Annotated in this window: 12 protein-coding genes and 2 tRNA genes; 1 reads left to right on the plus strand and 13 read right to left on the minus strand. The window is 45.2% G+C overall.

The annotated features are described in order from the left end of the window. Positions 1-80: 80 nt before the first annotated feature. Positions 81-2123 carry a putative bifunctional diguanylate cyclase/phosphodiesterase gene (locus SVI_RS15480; protein WP_041420014.1) on the plus strand — a complete coding sequence of 681 codons (2043 nt, stop codon included), beginning with the start codon at positions 81-83 and terminating at the stop codon, positions 2121-2123. A gap of 259 nt (positions 2124-2382) precedes the next feature. Here the strand turns inward: SVI_RS15480 and rpsO are convergent, their stop codons facing one another. The 13 genes from rpsO to ftsH form a co-directional block, all read right to left on the minus strand. Continuing rightward, positions 2383-2652 (minus strand): 30S ribosomal protein S15, encoded by a 270-nt coding sequence (gene rpsO, locus SVI_RS15485; protein ID WP_005503004.1) that lies wholly within the window; start codon positions 2650-2652, stop codon positions 2383-2385. 198 nt (positions 2653-2850) lie between these two features. After that, positions 2851-3813 carry a tRNA pseudouridine(55) synthase TruB gene (truB, locus tag SVI_RS15490; protein WP_013052553.1) on the minus strand — a complete coding sequence of 321 codons (963 nt, stop codon included), beginning with the start codon at positions 3811-3813 and terminating at the stop codon, positions 2851-2853. Further along, entirely contained in the window at positions 3813-4235 is a 423-nt protein-coding gene (gene rbfA / locus SVI_RS15495; protein WP_013052554.1) for a 30S ribosome-binding factor RbfA, read from the minus strand. The genes truB and rbfA overlap by 1 nt, the downstream gene beginning before the upstream one ends. A 67-nt stretch (positions 4236-4302) precedes the next feature. Then, entirely contained in the window at positions 4303-6981 is a 2679-nt protein-coding gene (gene infB, locus SVI_RS15500; protein WP_013052555.1) for a translation initiation factor IF-2, read from the minus strand. A 26-nt stretch (positions 6982-7007) separates the two neighbouring features. After that, positions 7008-8507 (minus strand): transcription termination factor NusA, encoded by a 1500-nt coding sequence (nusA, locus tag SVI_RS15505; RefSeq protein ID WP_013052556.1) that lies wholly within the window; start codon positions 8505-8507, stop codon positions 7008-7010. A gap of 28 nt (positions 8508-8535) precedes the next feature. Then, complete coding sequence (rimP, locus tag SVI_RS15510; RefSeq protein ID WP_013052557.1) at positions 8536-8991, minus strand: ribosome maturation factor RimP; 456 nt, start codon at positions 8989-8991, stop codon at positions 8536-8538. Positions 8992-9153: 162 nt separating this feature from the next. Next, a tRNA-Met gene (locus SVI_RS15515) sits at positions 9154-9230 on the minus strand. Between the two features lie 97 nt (positions 9231-9327). Next, positions 9328-9414 (minus strand) — tRNA-Leu (locus SVI_RS15520). A gap of 189 nt (positions 9415-9603) precedes the next feature. Next, a complete protein-coding gene (secG, locus tag SVI_RS15525; RefSeq protein WP_013052558.1) occupies positions 9604-9939 on the minus strand; it encodes a preprotein translocase subunit SecG in 336 nt (111 codons plus the stop codon). A gap of 1 nt (position 9940) precedes the next feature. Continuing rightward, entirely contained in the window at positions 9941-10723 is a 783-nt protein-coding gene (gene tpiA, locus SVI_RS15530) for a triose-phosphate isomerase (RefSeq protein ID WP_013052559.1), read from the minus strand. A gap of 197 nt (positions 10724-10920) precedes the next feature. Continuing rightward, positions 10921-12252 (minus strand): phosphoglucosamine mutase, encoded by a 1332-nt coding sequence (gene glmM, locus SVI_RS15535; protein ID WP_013052560.1) that lies wholly within the window; start codon positions 12250-12252, stop codon positions 10921-10923. Positions 12253-12376: 124 nt separating this feature from the next. Continuing rightward, on the minus strand, positions 12377-13165 hold the full coding sequence (folP, locus tag SVI_RS15540) for a dihydropteroate synthase (protein WP_408005175.1): 789 nt from the start codon (positions 13163-13165) through the stop codon (positions 12377-12379). 166 nt (positions 13166-13331) lie between these two features. Continuing rightward, positions 13332-15305, minus strand: a complete 1974-nt coding sequence (gene ftsH / locus SVI_RS15545; RefSeq protein WP_157608711.1) for an ATP-dependent zinc metalloprotease FtsH — start codon at positions 15303-15305, stop codon at positions 13332-13334. Between the last annotated feature and the right edge of the window lie 37 nt (positions 15306-15342).

The raw sequence follows: 15342 nt of genomic DNA on the forward strand, positions 1-15342 counted from the left end.
ATATTATCAGGATTATTTTGTTATGGAATGCCTAAATTGTTCCGTTTCTAATATCGGTTCACTGATTAATGGATGAGTTAATGACTGCCAGCTTTAAATCGCTTACATGGAAACAAACTTGCCTCGTCGTTTTTTCGGCGCTTTTCTTTGCGATTGCCATTTTTATCGTCGAAATAGCCTTAGTCGGTGTCACCACCAGAGATGAACTTAAAGCATCACAGCAAGAGTTGTTAGACTCGGTAGAGCAGCCCGCATCGAATGCCGTCTGGGCCTTAGATGATAACTTAGCCAAACAGACACTAGAGGGTGTATTAAAAGTTGCTCATGTTGGATCTGCTGTCATCGAACTTGAAGACGGCTCCATGTTCGTCTCAGTCGCCTCAGCTGTCTCTTCGCCGAATATGTTTGATCAATTAAGTAAAAATCTTTTTAGCGGTCTTAGAGAAATCTCGCGCCCCCTTTATCGTCCCCAATATAGACCCTTTAATTTCAAAGACACTGACCCACAGCTCATTGGCACCCTGACCATCTTCTATAACACCCAGGAACTTACCGACTCGCTCTTTTTACAACTCAGATTCAGCTTAATCGCAACCTTGATCCGAGCGCTGCTTATCACTCTAGTACTTTCGATTGTTTTTCATCGTTTCTTAACTAAGCCCATTGCCGAGATCAGTGAGGCAATTGACAAGATAGATCCTGAGTCTCCCGGTGAAAACCTTCTACCAGTCTCCAAAGCCCACATGGATGACGAGCTAGGCCTAGTTACATCAAAATTTAACCAGATTCTAATTCAGTTCGGCCAGACTCAGAGTAAACTCAGAAAAATGGCCACTCGAGATCCCCTCACAGGTTTACCTAACCGCACGTTACTACTGGAAACCGTTGCGGTTAGCATTCAGAGAGCTAGAGTACATAATCTTCAGTTTTGCATGTTGTTTATCGATCTCGATCGTTTTAAGAACGTCAACGATTCTCTGGGACACGCACTTGGCGATCAATTCCTTGTACGCATAGCTCAAGTCCTCGAGCGCGTCGTCGCAGACAAGGGGACTGTGGCGCGTCTTGGCGGAGACGAATTTGTAATATTAGCCGATGAGATATCTAGCCCAGATCAGGCTGCAGATTTTGTCGAGCATCTGTTATTTCAATTGAACTCCCCTATGCAACTCAACGAGCACACCATTCACCCTGCGGCGTCAGTGGGTATATCTATCTATCCCGATGACGGTAAGAGTGCCGAAGATCTGATCCGCCATTCGGATATCGCCATGTATAGCGCAAAGGCGGCAGGCTCGAATCAATGGGCCTTCTTCAAACAACAAATGACAGAACGTGCAGCGGTCAGATTACGTACAGAAGCCTCCCTGCACGATGCACTAAAGAACAATGAGTTTGTGCTACATTACCAACCTAAACTCGATATCCAGACAGGTAAAGTCGTTGCATGTGAGGCGCTCATTCGTTGGCAGAAAGATGGTCGCCTGATCAGCCCCATGTCCTTTATACCTGTTGCCGAAGAAACCGGGATAATCATACCAATAGGACGCTGGGTCATAGAACAGGCATGTAAGACTATTAAGGAGTGGCAGAATAAATATAATTTTGCACTGCCTATTGCGGTCAATGTTGCTTCACAACAATTTGAAGATCCAAGTCTGATTCCAGATATAAAACAGCTATCTCTTAGATATCAGATAAGACCTGAACTATTAGAGATAGAGATCACCGAAACTTCCTTGATGAATGATGTAGAAAAAGCCATTACTAAGTTAGAGCAGTTGAAATCGGCAGGGTTCGGTATCGCAGTTGACGATTTCGGTACTGGCTACTCTTCATTATCCTATCTACGCCACCTTCCTATTACCACCATGAAGATCGATCGCTGTTTTGTCACTGATCTACCCAAAGAGAGTGCTATAGCCTCAACCATCTTAATGTTAGGTAAACAACTTAAACTCAATATTGTCGCGGAAGGAATTGAAAACCAGGAGCAGCTGGATTGGCTCAAAGCCAATCATTGTCAGATGGGACAAGGTTTCTTCTTCAGTAAACCTCTATCTCAGCATGATTTTGAGGAAAAATACATCAAACCACATACGGCAAGTATCAGTCAGATTTGATTCTAGGTATGGTTTTCACGACGGAGCTTGTTCGAGCGGTAAGCGGTAAGCGGTAAGCGGTAAGTGAATTTAGAACGAGATGAGCTAAGAGTAAATCAAAATTATCATGTTGAACTCTATATCACAGAGTTCTCAATCCACCTTTCAAATCGAAGCTATCTTAAAGCTTTCTCGGCCTTTTCTTATACCTTAAAACTGCTTTTCTACAGGCAATAAAAAAGGAGGCCTAAGCCTCCTTATCCAGGTTTAATCGTTAAAATTAACGACGTAGACCTAGCTTCTTGATTAGTTCCTGGTAACGAACATTTTCAGTACGCTTTAGGTATGCAAGAAGTTTACGACGTGTGCTAACCATACGTAGTAGACCACGACGAGAGTGATGATCGTGGATGTGCTGCTTGAAATGGCCTTGTAGATGGTTAATCTGAGCAGTCAAAAGAGCAACTTGAACTTCAGAAGAACCTGTATCGTTTTCACAACGACCGAAGTCAGCTAGGATTTTTGCAGTTTGTTCAGCATTTAGTGACATTGTGTCTCTCCAAATAATGCATTAATAAATCTTTAGCCGATCACTAACTCAGCTAAAGTGAGCGCGGAATTTTACCCATTTACTGCGACAAACGCAACAAATAAAGTTTAGATAACCGCTAATAGATTAGATCTAAGATAGGAGCTTACTTTAAGAGCGGGTACTATGACTTACTCCCGCTTTTTCTAGACAGCCTAGCTAGACTGTTTCTAAGGGCTCTCTAAGTACGATGAGTCGCTTAGGTGCCAGCAGACCATCATCATTGATTGAACCAATACCGACGAACTTATGCTCTTCACCTATAGTGATCCGCACCAGCTCTCCATCGGCTAACTGACAGCCACCTGGATTTTGAACTGGGTTACCATTCATTAGATAAGGTGCGACAGTGTCGGCTAAGTTGATTTCTTGAAACTTACTGACCGCCGAATCCATAGGCAACAATAGCTCATCCAGCATAGCTTTAGCATCAGCGCCTTCGGCCTCAGCTTTTTCAACCATCTCATTGAGCTCAGTCAAGCTTACGATGCGATCATAAGGGTAGTCTGCAACTTGAGTACGCCTAAGCATTATCACATGAGCGCCACAGCCCAACATCTCACCAAGATCATCTGTGATGGTACGAATATAGGTTCCCTTTGAACAATGTATGTCTAAGGTCAGTTCATCGCCTTCTAAAGAGATAAAATTCAGTTCAAATACAGTGATGGGTCTGGCTTCTCTGGGCACTTCTATGCCTTCACGGGCATACTTATAAAGGGGCTGGCCCTTATGCTTGAGCGCCGAGAACATGGAAGGCACCTGCATCGTCTCACCACGAAAATAATCCAGAGACTCCATCAGTAATTCTTGGGTGAAATCCAGAGGACGAGTCTGCACCACTTCACCATCTGAATCACTAGTATCTGTGCGTACGCCTAGTTTAGCCGTGACCAGATATCGCTTATCTGCATCGAGAAGATGCTGGGAAAATTTGGTAGCTTCACCCAGGCATATAGGTAACATACCTGTGGCTAATGGATCTAAGGCGCCAGTATGACCCGCTTTATTGGCATCGAAAAGCCGCTTTACCCTTTGCAGAGCAAAGTTAGAGCTCATTCCGGTCTCTTTATCTAAGAGAAGGATCCCATCAATGAAGCGACCACGCTGACGACGACCCATTAGTCCTCACCCTGCTGATCTTTATCTTCACCTTGTTCATCACGGTTGGCTTGTTTCTGCTTAGCTTCGTCGTTATGAATGACACGCGTAACTAGGTTGGACATACGCATACCTTCAACCAATGACGCATCATAGATGAATCTAAGTTCAGGCATGACTCGCAATTTCATACGCCCTGCTACCAAAGAACGTATGTAGCCAGCTGCGCTACTTAGGGCTTCAAGCTTCACAGCCACTATCTTCTCATCTTCTTCGAAGAAGGTGACAAAAACCTTGGCGTAGCTCAGATCGCGAGATACTTCCACATCATTGACAGTTACCATGCCTACGCGAGGATCTTTGATATCGCGATGCAATACTTGCGCTAACTCTTGTTGTAATTGTTGCCCGATACGGCGTGTACGACTAAATTCTTTTGCCATGATAATTGGCCTTAATATTTTATTCTGCTATAAACAAAAAGGGCGGCTTTCGCCGCCCTATTACGCTTTACGCTTCTAAGGAGCGAGCAATCTCAATGGTTTCGAAGACCTCTATCTGATCGCCTACTCTGACGTCATTATAGTTCTTCACACCGATACCACATTCCATACCGTTACGTACATCAGCTACATCATCTTTGAAACGACGCAGTGATTCTAGCTCACCTTCGTAGATAACGATGTTTTCACGTAATACGCGGATTGGAGCGCTCTTCTTGATGGTACCTTCAGTAACCATACAACCGGCAATTGCGCCAATCTTAGGAGACTTAAACACATCACGAACTTCAGCAAGACCGAGAATCACTTGCTTGAACTCAGGAGCTAGCAGGCCACTCATCGCGTCTCTGACTTCATCTATCAAGTTATAGATAACGCTGTAGTAACGAAGATCGACGCTTTCGCTGTCGATAACCTTACGCGCTTGTGCATCGGCACGAATGTTGAAACCGATCATGATAGCGTTCGAAGCTGAGGCCAATGACGCATCAGTTTCAGTTAAACCACCGACACCACGTGCGATAATATTAACCTTAACTTCATCGGTAGACAGCTTGTTGAGCGAGTCAGCGATAGCCTCGAGTGAACCTTGTACATCGGCCTTAAGCACGATATTAAGTTCCTCAACTACGCCTTCAGTCATGTTAGCAAACATGTTCTCAAGCTTAGACTTCTGCTGACGTGCTAGCTTAACATCGCGGAACTTGCCTTGACGATACAGAGCAACTTCTCGAGCCTTACGCTCATCACGAACTACAGTAGCTTCATCACCGGCAGCTGGAACACCTGAGAGACCAAGAATCTCAACAGGGAACGACGGACCCGCTTCCTTGATAGCCTGGCCGTTCTCGTCGCGCATGGCACGGACTTTACCGTACTCAAGACCACACAGAACGATATCGCCTTGCTTAAGTGTACCTTCCTGTACTAGAACGGTAGCAACTGGTCCACGACCCTTATCTAGCTTAGATTCGATGACAACACCAGCCGCCATGCCTTCTTTGATAGCTTTAAGCTCGAGAACTTCAGCTTCAAGAAGAATGCCTTCTAACAGTTCATCGATGCCTTGACCTGTCTTAGCCGAAACGCTAACAAACATGTTGTTACCGCCCCAATCTTCAGACATGATGCCGTGTTGAGAAAGCTCACTCTTAACACGCTCTGCATCCGCATCAGGCTTATCCATCTTGTTGACTGCAACAATCAGAGGCACTTTACCGGCCTTAGCATGTTGAATCGCTTCGATAGTCTGTGGCATAACGCCATCATCGGCTGCAACAACCAAGATAACGATATCGGTTGCCTTAGCACCACGAGCACGCATAGACGTAAACGCCGCGTGACCTGGAGTATCTAAGAAGGTGATCATGCCATTGCCTGTTTCGACATGGTATGCACCGATATGCTGAGTAATACCACCGGCTTCGCCTGAGGCAACTTTTGCCTTACGAATATAATCAAGCAGCGATGTCTTACCATGGTCGACGTGACCCATGATAGTCACAACTGGAGCACGAGTTACGGCTTCGATGTTGCCATCACGATCCGCTAGCACCTGGTGCTCAAGCTCGTTCTCACGAGTCAGTGTTACCTTGTGACCCATCTCTTCAGCCACAAGCTGAGCTGTTTCCTGATCAAGCACCTGGTTGATAGTAACCATGGAGCCCATCTTCATCATAGCCTTGATGATCTCAGTAGCCTTAATAGCCATCTTCTGAGCTAGCTCAGAAACTGAAACCGTCTCGCCTATGCTGACATCTGCTTTAACTACGACAACAGGCTTAGTGAACGCATGGTCCATAGACTCAGGCGCTATGCTACGAGTATTACGAGAGTTACGGCCGCCACGAGAGTTACGTGAATTACGGTTGTCTCTGCCACCGCGACGCTTGCCTTTACCTGTAGTAGCAGGAGCTGGAGTCGGTGCTTTACGAGGACGACGATCGCGCTTCTCGGCGTTAGCATCTGCTGTATCTTCAGCTGCACGAGCTTCTGTTGAAGTAGTGACATGGTGATCACCAGTCTTCTCAGACTCTTTACGCTGCTTCTCTTCTTCGGCCCAACGCGAAGAGTTCTCTTCGGCAAGCTTACGCGCAGTTTCTGCTGCTGCTTTCGCTTCTTCGTCAGCCTTAGATTTAGCCGCCTGCTCTTGAGCAGATTGCAGCTTGTCAGACTCAGCTTTGGCAGCTGTTTCTTCTGCGGTTAGTGCTACAGGCTTAGCTTTTTCAGCCGCTGCGGCTTTCGCTTTTTCTTTCGCTTCTTCGGCCACTTTTGATTTCTCTTGAGCTAGTACATCGGCTGCAGACTTAGCATCTGCATCGGCTTTTGCTTTCAACTCTGCATCGGCTACTGCTTTGGTCTCTTGCTCAGCTTTAGCCGCTTCTTCAGCTGCTGGGTCACGCTTAACAAAAGTACGCTTCTTACGTACTTCAACTGTGACATCTTTAGTGTCACGGCCAGAGCCTACACTTAAGGTAGAAACAGATTTACGCTGCAGCGTCATCTTAGTTGGAGTAGCGTCGCCACCATGTTGTTTCTTTAAAAAGTTCAGCAGCTGCTGCTTCTCAGATTCAGAAACTGTATCTGATTTACTTTTTTTGATTCCAGCATCAGAAAGCTGCTCGACTAATCTGTCAGCAGTTTTTCCTATTTCGCCGGCCAGTTTTTCTACTGTTGTATCTGCCATATGTTCAATCCCCTCTGTTGAGCGAGTTATTCTTCGTCGCCAAACCAACAGATATTACGGGCTGCCATGATGAGCTCACCAGCCTTCTCTTCTGTCAATTCTTCAATATCGATCAAGTCATCAATGCCTTGCTCGGCTAAATCTTCAAGTGTGATCACGCCTTTACTTGCAAAAACGAAAGCTAGATGTTTTTCCAGTCCTTCCAGTGCAAGAAGATCTTCACTTGGTTCTGCACCATCTAGTGCTTCTTCTGTTGCCAATGCACGAGTCGAGATTGCTGCTTTAGCACGTTCTCTCAGTGCTTCGACAGTATCTTCATCGAAACCATCGATCTCCATCAGCTCAGCAGATGGCACATAAGCCACCTCTTCCAATGAAGTAAATCCTTCGTCTGCTAGTATCTGAGCAAAATCTTCATCAACATCTAATGATGAAACAAATAGACTCACAACTTTTGCACTTTCAGCCTGATGTTTGGCCTGTAGATCTTCTACAGTCATAACATTCAACACCCAACCTGATAGTTGAGTAGCTAGACGGACGTTCTGACCATTACGGCCAATGGCCTGAGCTAAGCTATCTGCTTCTACTGCGATATCCATAGAATGGGTATCTTCATCGACGACGATAGAAGCCACATCAGCTGGAGCCATAGCATTGATAACAAACTGAGCTGGATTATCATCCCACAGCACGATATCTACACGCTCACCGTTAAGCTCATTAGATACGGCCTGAACTCGAGCACCACGCATACCTACACAGGCACCGATAGGGTCGATTCTACGATCATTTGACTTAACAGCAATCTTAGCTCGTGAGCCTGGATCACGAGCAGCGCCCATGATCTCAATCATCTCATCGGCAATTTCCGGTACTTCTACACGAAATAGCTCAATAAGCATATCCGGCTGAGTACGAGTCATAAATAGCTGAGCACCGCGAGCTTCAGGGCGAACCGAGAAGAGTAAGGCACGAATTCTATCTCCAGGACGGAAGTTTTCACGTGAAATGAGGTCTTCCTTGAATAGTACTGCATCAGCATTACCACCAAGATCGACAACCACACTCTCACGGTTACTCTTCTTCACTATGCCGGTGATCAACTCACCTTCACGGTCCTGAAACTGCTCAACAACTTGAGCACGCTCAGCTTCACGTACCTTCTGTACGATAACCTGTTTGGCTGTCTGTGTCGTGATACGGTCGAACGTGACTGACTCCATGTCATCTTCGACAAAATCGCCGACTTGGAGTTCTGCATTTTCATATTGAGCCGCTTCTAGTGTTATTTCACCGTAAGGGTTCTCTAATGGTTCACCTGTATCTTCTACAACTTGCCAGCGACGGAAAGTTTCATAGGCACCAGTTTTACGATCGATTTCGACGCGAACTTCGATCTCACCTACGTGCTTCTTTTTTGTTGCTGTGGCTAAAGCAATTTCCAGCGCTTCGAAAATCTTCTCGCGAGGAACACCTTTCTCATTTGAAACCGCCTCAGCGACTAGCAGAATCTCTTTATTCATCCTCTTGCCTCGTTGATTTTTGAATCCATCAAAACTTAGCGATTAGGTTGCCTCTACGGATATTATCCAAGGCAATAATCAGTTCGTTACCATCTACAGAGATTGTGAGCATCTGCCCCTCGACCCCAATAACGGTACCTTTTAAATTACGACTACCCGCAACAGGCATAGTCAGTTGAATTTTTACAGTCTCATCAATGTAGCTTGCATACTGCTCAGAACTGAACAGAGGTCTGTCTACACCGGGAGAAGAAACTTCTAATGTATATTCGGTTGAAATGGGATCCTCAACATCGAGCACAGCACTTATCTGACGACTGGTTTCGGCGCAATCTTCGATAAAAATACCTTTATCGTTATCGATATACACTCTAAGTGTTGAATGTTTGCCCGCTTGGATATATTCCAAGCCCCAAAGTCTATGCCCCAATGCTTCAACTGGAGATTTAAGCATCTCTTCCAGTTTTTTTTCTATAGTAGCCAAGGTTACCCCCCGAAAAACAAAAAAGGGCTAAAAAGCCCCGGTACAACACTGCAAAAGCAGTATTTAATAAGTTACAGATAACAAAAAACCCCGTAATAACGAGGTCGTTGAATTTAAAACCTGTAACCAATATTAGACTATTTTAGTCTGATATTGGGAAGCTGGTTGCGGGGACCGGATTTGAACCGATGACCTTCGGGTTATGAGCCCGACGAGCTACCAAACTGCTCCACCCCGCGTCAACTGCTGCAGTATATTGAGTTATCAATCTACTTGCAATAACAAAGCGAATAAGCTTTCGCTTTATTACTCTCGATTTCAAAAGAAATCAAAAGTTGGTGCGGATGGGGGGACTTGAACCCCCACGAGCTTGCGCTCACCAGCCCCTCAAGCTGGCGTGTCTACCAATTCCACCACATCCGCATGTGACTGACCATTTTTACATCTTGGTTTAGATGTTTATCACAAACTGGCGTGTCTAATTATTATCAGGACACCAGTATGTGACTAACCTATATTTTATATCCTGGATAGGATAACGAATTTAAATCCGCATGTATCTTTTACTTCAACAATCTATATCTGACTAATTGAGGTTAGTCATAAATTGTCTTAATCAGGAATCTTATCTTCCGTCTGCTGTACTTCTTCACTAACTTGGTCAACAACTTGTGCTGCCTCGTTAGATAGGTCACTCCAAGCATCTTCTGACTTAGTATGATTGGCACTTAAATTACCAATTATCAAACTAAGAGCGAAGAAACCAATCGCCAATACAGCTGTAGAACGAGTTAAAAAATTACCCGCACCAGATGAACCGAAAAGAGTAGCCGATGCACCAGCACCGAAAGAGGCACCCATGTCAGCACCTTTGCCTTGCTGAATCAAAATCAATCCAACTAGACCAATTGCAACCAACAAGTAAATAACTATTAGAACTTCATACATATTATGCGCTCATCGCTATGGAACATAAACTTAAAAACTCGGTTGAATTTAAGCTTACGCCGCCAATCAATCCACCATCTACATCAGGTTGAGCAAAAAGATCTGCTGCATTACTCGGTGTTACGCTACCACCGTACAAAATCCTGATATTTTCTCCAATAAATGGAGACACTTCAGATAGACGCTTGCGTATAAACGCATGAACTTCTTGCGCCTGCTCTGGCGTAGCACTCTTACCAGTTCCTACGGCCCATAAAGGCTCGTAAGCGATAATTGCATTATCAAAAGCCATGGTGCCATTTTTTGCAATGACTATATCTAGCTCTTCGGCGATAACTTCAAAAGTTCTTCTCGCTTCTCTAGCTGGACCTGACTCACCGACACATAATATCGGAGTCAAACCATGTTTTTGAGCCGCAGCAAACTTCTCTGCCACTATATCACTCGTCTCTCCGTACATACGGCGACGTTCGGAATGGCCGATAATCACATATCGACATCCTGAATCTTTCAACATTTTGCCAGACACTTCACCAGTATAAGCACCAAAGTCATGTTGACTTAGATTTTGTGCGCCCATTCTGACTAGACAACCATTTAAGGCTTCTTTATTAATGTCTAACTGTTGTCGTACACTCTCTAGATAAATAGTCGGTGGACATAAAACCACTTCCGCTGAATCATCTTGTAGCTTAGTAGAAAACTTCTTAAACAGTTCTTGTGCCAATTGAGCACTACCATTCATTTTCCAGTTACCAGCAACCATCGGACGTCTTAATGCCATTACCTTCTCCTCTGAAAGCGGCGTGAGTAATAGCGAACCACTTGTTAAGTTACAATAGCTAAATCGCTAATTTTTTAGATTAATGTTCGGAGTGTTGCTTTTTCAGTCATCGCGAGCTACTTATTAATCGTTATGAGTATAAATAACGCGTTTACTGAAGGGGGCATCTGTGATGCCCGCCTGTCTTTTATAAAAATCTAAACTAAATTTCTGACTTTATCGGCAATATAATTTGCATGCATAAGAACATCGGCTTCAATATCCCCCTCGACCATGACTCGAATCAAGGGTTCGGTGCCCGACTTTCTCAATAAAACTCTGCCTCGTTCTCCTAATTTAGTCTCGACCTCTAACTTAGCTTCGAGCACTTCCTCAGACTCTAACGGATTATGATCGCCTTCAAAACGGACATTTACTAACACTTGGGGCAACATCTTGATATTTTCAGTCAAGTCTTCAAGCCTTGCATCCCGTCGTCTCATCGCTGCGAGAACAAGTATTCCAGCAACTATGCCATCCCCTGTAGTGCCGTGATCTAAATTGAGGATATGACCAGAATTCTCACCACCTATACGCCAATTATTCTCCTTCAAGAGTTCCATCACGTAACGGTCACCCACCTTGGAACGCAAAAATGGAATATCCAGTTCAGCTAAAGCCAATTCGAGCCCTAGGTTAGACATCAAGGTGCCAACGACACCGCCGTGAAGCACACCACTTGATTTAGCATCACATGCCAGGATATAGAGGATCTCATCACCATCGATAACACGGCCATGGCGATCAACCATCATAATACGGTCGCCGTCACCATCTAAGGCAATACCAAGATCAGCCCCTTCAGATACTACAGTTTCACAAATTTTTGCCATGGCAGTCGCACCGACTTCATGGTTAATATTCAGTCCGTCTGGTTTATCACCAATAGCTATCACATCGGCGCCCAATTCACGAAATACATTGGGGGCAATATGATAAGTGGCACCATGGGCACAATCCACGACGATTTTTAAACCTTGAAGTGTCTGATCGGCAGGGAAATGACCTTTACAGTATTCAATATAACGACCCGGTGCATCATCTATACGAGAAACCTTACCTAATAGGTGTGACTCAACGCAGATTAAAGGTTTTTCCAGTTCTCGCTCGATTTCTAGCTCTATCTCATCAGCGAGTTTACTGCCGTCGGTAGAGAAAAACTTGATACCATTATCATAATAGGGATTGTGAGATGCACTAATCACCACTCCAGCTTCGGCTCTAAAAGTCCGAGTCAAGTAAGCGACTGCTGGGGTAGGCATAGGTCCCATCAACATCACATTTAATCCAGCCGCCGACAAACCCGCTTCCATTGCCGATTCGAACAGATAGCCTGAAATACGGGTATCTTTGCCTATGATCACTTTATTAGTACCGTTTCTCGACAGAACCCGACCGGCGGCCCAGCCTAGTTTTAATGCCAGCTCAGGTGTCATTTTACCTGCACCCACCTTGCCACGAATACCATCTGTTCCAAAAAATTTCTTCACTTTACAACCTCATTGATCATCCTGTTATAGAATGAAACTTGCACTAGATTACAGCACATTTACTGACTCAAGCTGAATGAAATAAAAAGACATGTCTCAGCCTGAGCACTTACGGCAACTATAATCACATTAAATCTTGGTAGTCATTAGTGGCCTGTAACACTTTTAGACTATCTAGCGTTTCAGCCACATCATGTACTCTTAAAATATTGGCACCTCTTTGTGCCGCTATCAGACCTCCAGCCAAGCTGCCAGCCAATCGCTGCTGAGGCTCACGATTGAGCAGATCACCCAGCATAGATTTTCTGGATAAACCGATAAGAAGCGGTAATTTCAGGGTCTTAAACTCTGTTAAACGATTAAGTAACTCGTAATTATGAGATATGGTTTTACCAAATCCAAATCCTGGATCCAGCAATATTTGCTGACGTTTAATTCCCGCCTTTATGCAAGCATCGATTCTTAGCTCGAAGAAATCGATGACATCTGCAACAGTATCTCGATAATCCGGCGCATCTTGCATAGTGTCCGGTTGTCCCTGCATATGCATTAGGCAAACAGGCACATCAAGCTCTGCTGCCATCTCCAATGCTCCAGGAGCCTGTAGGGCACGAACATCATTAATCAAATGCGCACCAGCTTTAACGGCTTGCTCCATGACTTCTGGCTTACTGGTATCGATGGAGATCCAGACATCATGTTGCTTAGCGATATATTCAACTAGAGGTAACACCCTATTTAGCTCTTCACTCACCCCCACCTCGGCCGCGCCAGGACGAGTCGATTCACCACCTACGTCGATGATTTTAGCGCCCAGTGAAACCATGGTATCGGCATGTCGACAGGCTAACTCAAAAGAGGAGAATTCACCGCCATCAGAAAAAGAATCAGGGGTGACATTTAAAATACCCATGACCAAGGTTTTATCTAAAGCTAATGTACGTTTACCACTTTCGATTCGAAACACACAAACTCCGTTAACGCTAATAACTTATTTTTATGGGACTCAAGTAACAAAATCGTAAACATCGAAAACAAGAAAACCCCATGACGGGGTTTTCTTTAATCAATAATGATAGCTACTTAGCTGTCGATTCGTCGGCATCTTTGATAGCCGGCGTCACTTCAGAGTCGGCTTCCACTTCACTATCGGTGGAGCTTGCCTCCTCAGCCTTTGCTGAATCTCCATCCTTATCATCCTTGCTAGAACCATTATCATCCATGTCCCAATCGGCCGGAGCACGGACTTCACGACGCTGCATCAAGTCTTCGATCATGTTTGCATCTATGGTTTCATATTTCATCAAGGCATCTTTCATCGCATGAAGAATATCCATATTATCATTTAGATATACCCTAGCGCGATCGAAGTTGTTATCGATGAGCAGCCTAACTTCTGCATCAATCAAGCTGGCAGTCTCATCGGACATATGCTGAGTCTTACCCATGCTACGTCCTAAGAAAACTTCATTCTCATCTTCTGCGTACAAGACAGGTCCTAGCTTGTCGGAGAAACCCCACTGAGTCACCATGTTACGGGCAATCGAAGTAGCATACTTGATGTCTTGTGAGGCACCAGTAGAAATTCTTTCACTGCCATAGATGATCTCTTCGGCAAGACGTCCACCGTATGCAACAGAGATCTGACTCTCCAGCTTACGGCGAGTCTGGCTGATAGCATCGGCTTCCGGCAGGAAGAAGGTCACACCTAAGGCGCGGCCACGAGGTATGATGGTCACCTTATGCACAGGATCATGCTCAGGCACTAAACAACCAACAATTGCATGACCGGCTTCATGGTACGCCGTCATCGCTTTCTCTTCTTCAGACATCACCATGGAGCGACGTTCCGCGCCCATCATGATTTTATCTTTAGCACTCTCAAACTCTTCCATGCTGACGATACGGCGACTGCCGCGAGCGGCAAACAGGGCTGCCTCGTTAACTAGGTTGGCGAGATCCGCACCTGAGAAACCAGGAGTACCACGAGCGATAACACTCGCCTTAACGTCATCGGCCAGAGGCACTTTACGCATATGCACTTTAAGTATCTGCTCACGACCACGGACATCGGGAAGACCTACAACCACCTGACGATCGAAACGACCCGGACGCAATAGCGCGGCATCGAGTACATCTGGTCTGTTCGTCGCGGCGATGACGATAACACCTTCGTTACCTTCGAAACCATCCATCTCTACCAACATCTGGTTCAATGTTTGTTCACGCTCATCGTGACCACCACCGACACCAGCACCACGTTGACGGCCGACGGCATCGATCTCATCAATAAAGATGATACAAGGTGCAGATTTTTTAGCTTGTTCGAACATGTCACGCACACGAGAAGCACCAACACCAACAAACATCTCAACGAAATCTGAGCCTGAGATGGTGAAGAAAGGCACTTTTGCCTCACCGGCGATAGCCTTGGCCAGCAAGGTCTTACCCGTACCCGGAGGACCTACAAGCAGTATACCAGTGGGAATACGCCCACCTAGCTTCTGAAATCTTGTCGGTTCTTTGAGATAATCGACCAGCTCTTTAACGTCCTCTTTCGCTTCGTCACAGCCCGCAACGTCACCAAAAGTGGTCTTAATCTGGTCTTCACTCATCAGCTTGGCCTTGCTCTTGCCGAACGACATGGCACCTTTGCCACCGCCGCCCTGCATCTGACGCATGAAGAATATCCATACACCAATAAGCAATAGCATAGGGAACCAGGAGATAAAGATCTGAGTTAAGAACCCTGACTCTTCGGCTTCTTGCCCTTTCATGGTCACGCCCTTGCGATTCAGATCGTTAATCAGATCTTGATCATACATGGGCATGATAGTAGTAAACTTCTCTCCGGTACTTTTAGTTCCTTCGATGGTACGTTGATCGCTCTTTATTTCGACAGTATTTACCTGCCCTTTACGAACATCATCTAAAAAAGCTGAATAATCCATCTTCGACGCAGTGGTAGAAGAGGGGGAGTAGCCCTGAAATACAGACATCAACACAACGGCGATGACTACCCAGAGAATTAAATTTTTTGCCATATCACTCAGAATTACTAGACCTCATAGAGTCTTGCGATAACTGACG

Source organism: Shewanella violacea DSS12 (assembly GCF_000091325.1).
In the GTDB taxonomy this organism is placed as follows: domain Bacteria; phylum Pseudomonadota; class Gammaproteobacteria; order Enterobacterales; family Shewanellaceae; genus Shewanella; species Shewanella violacea.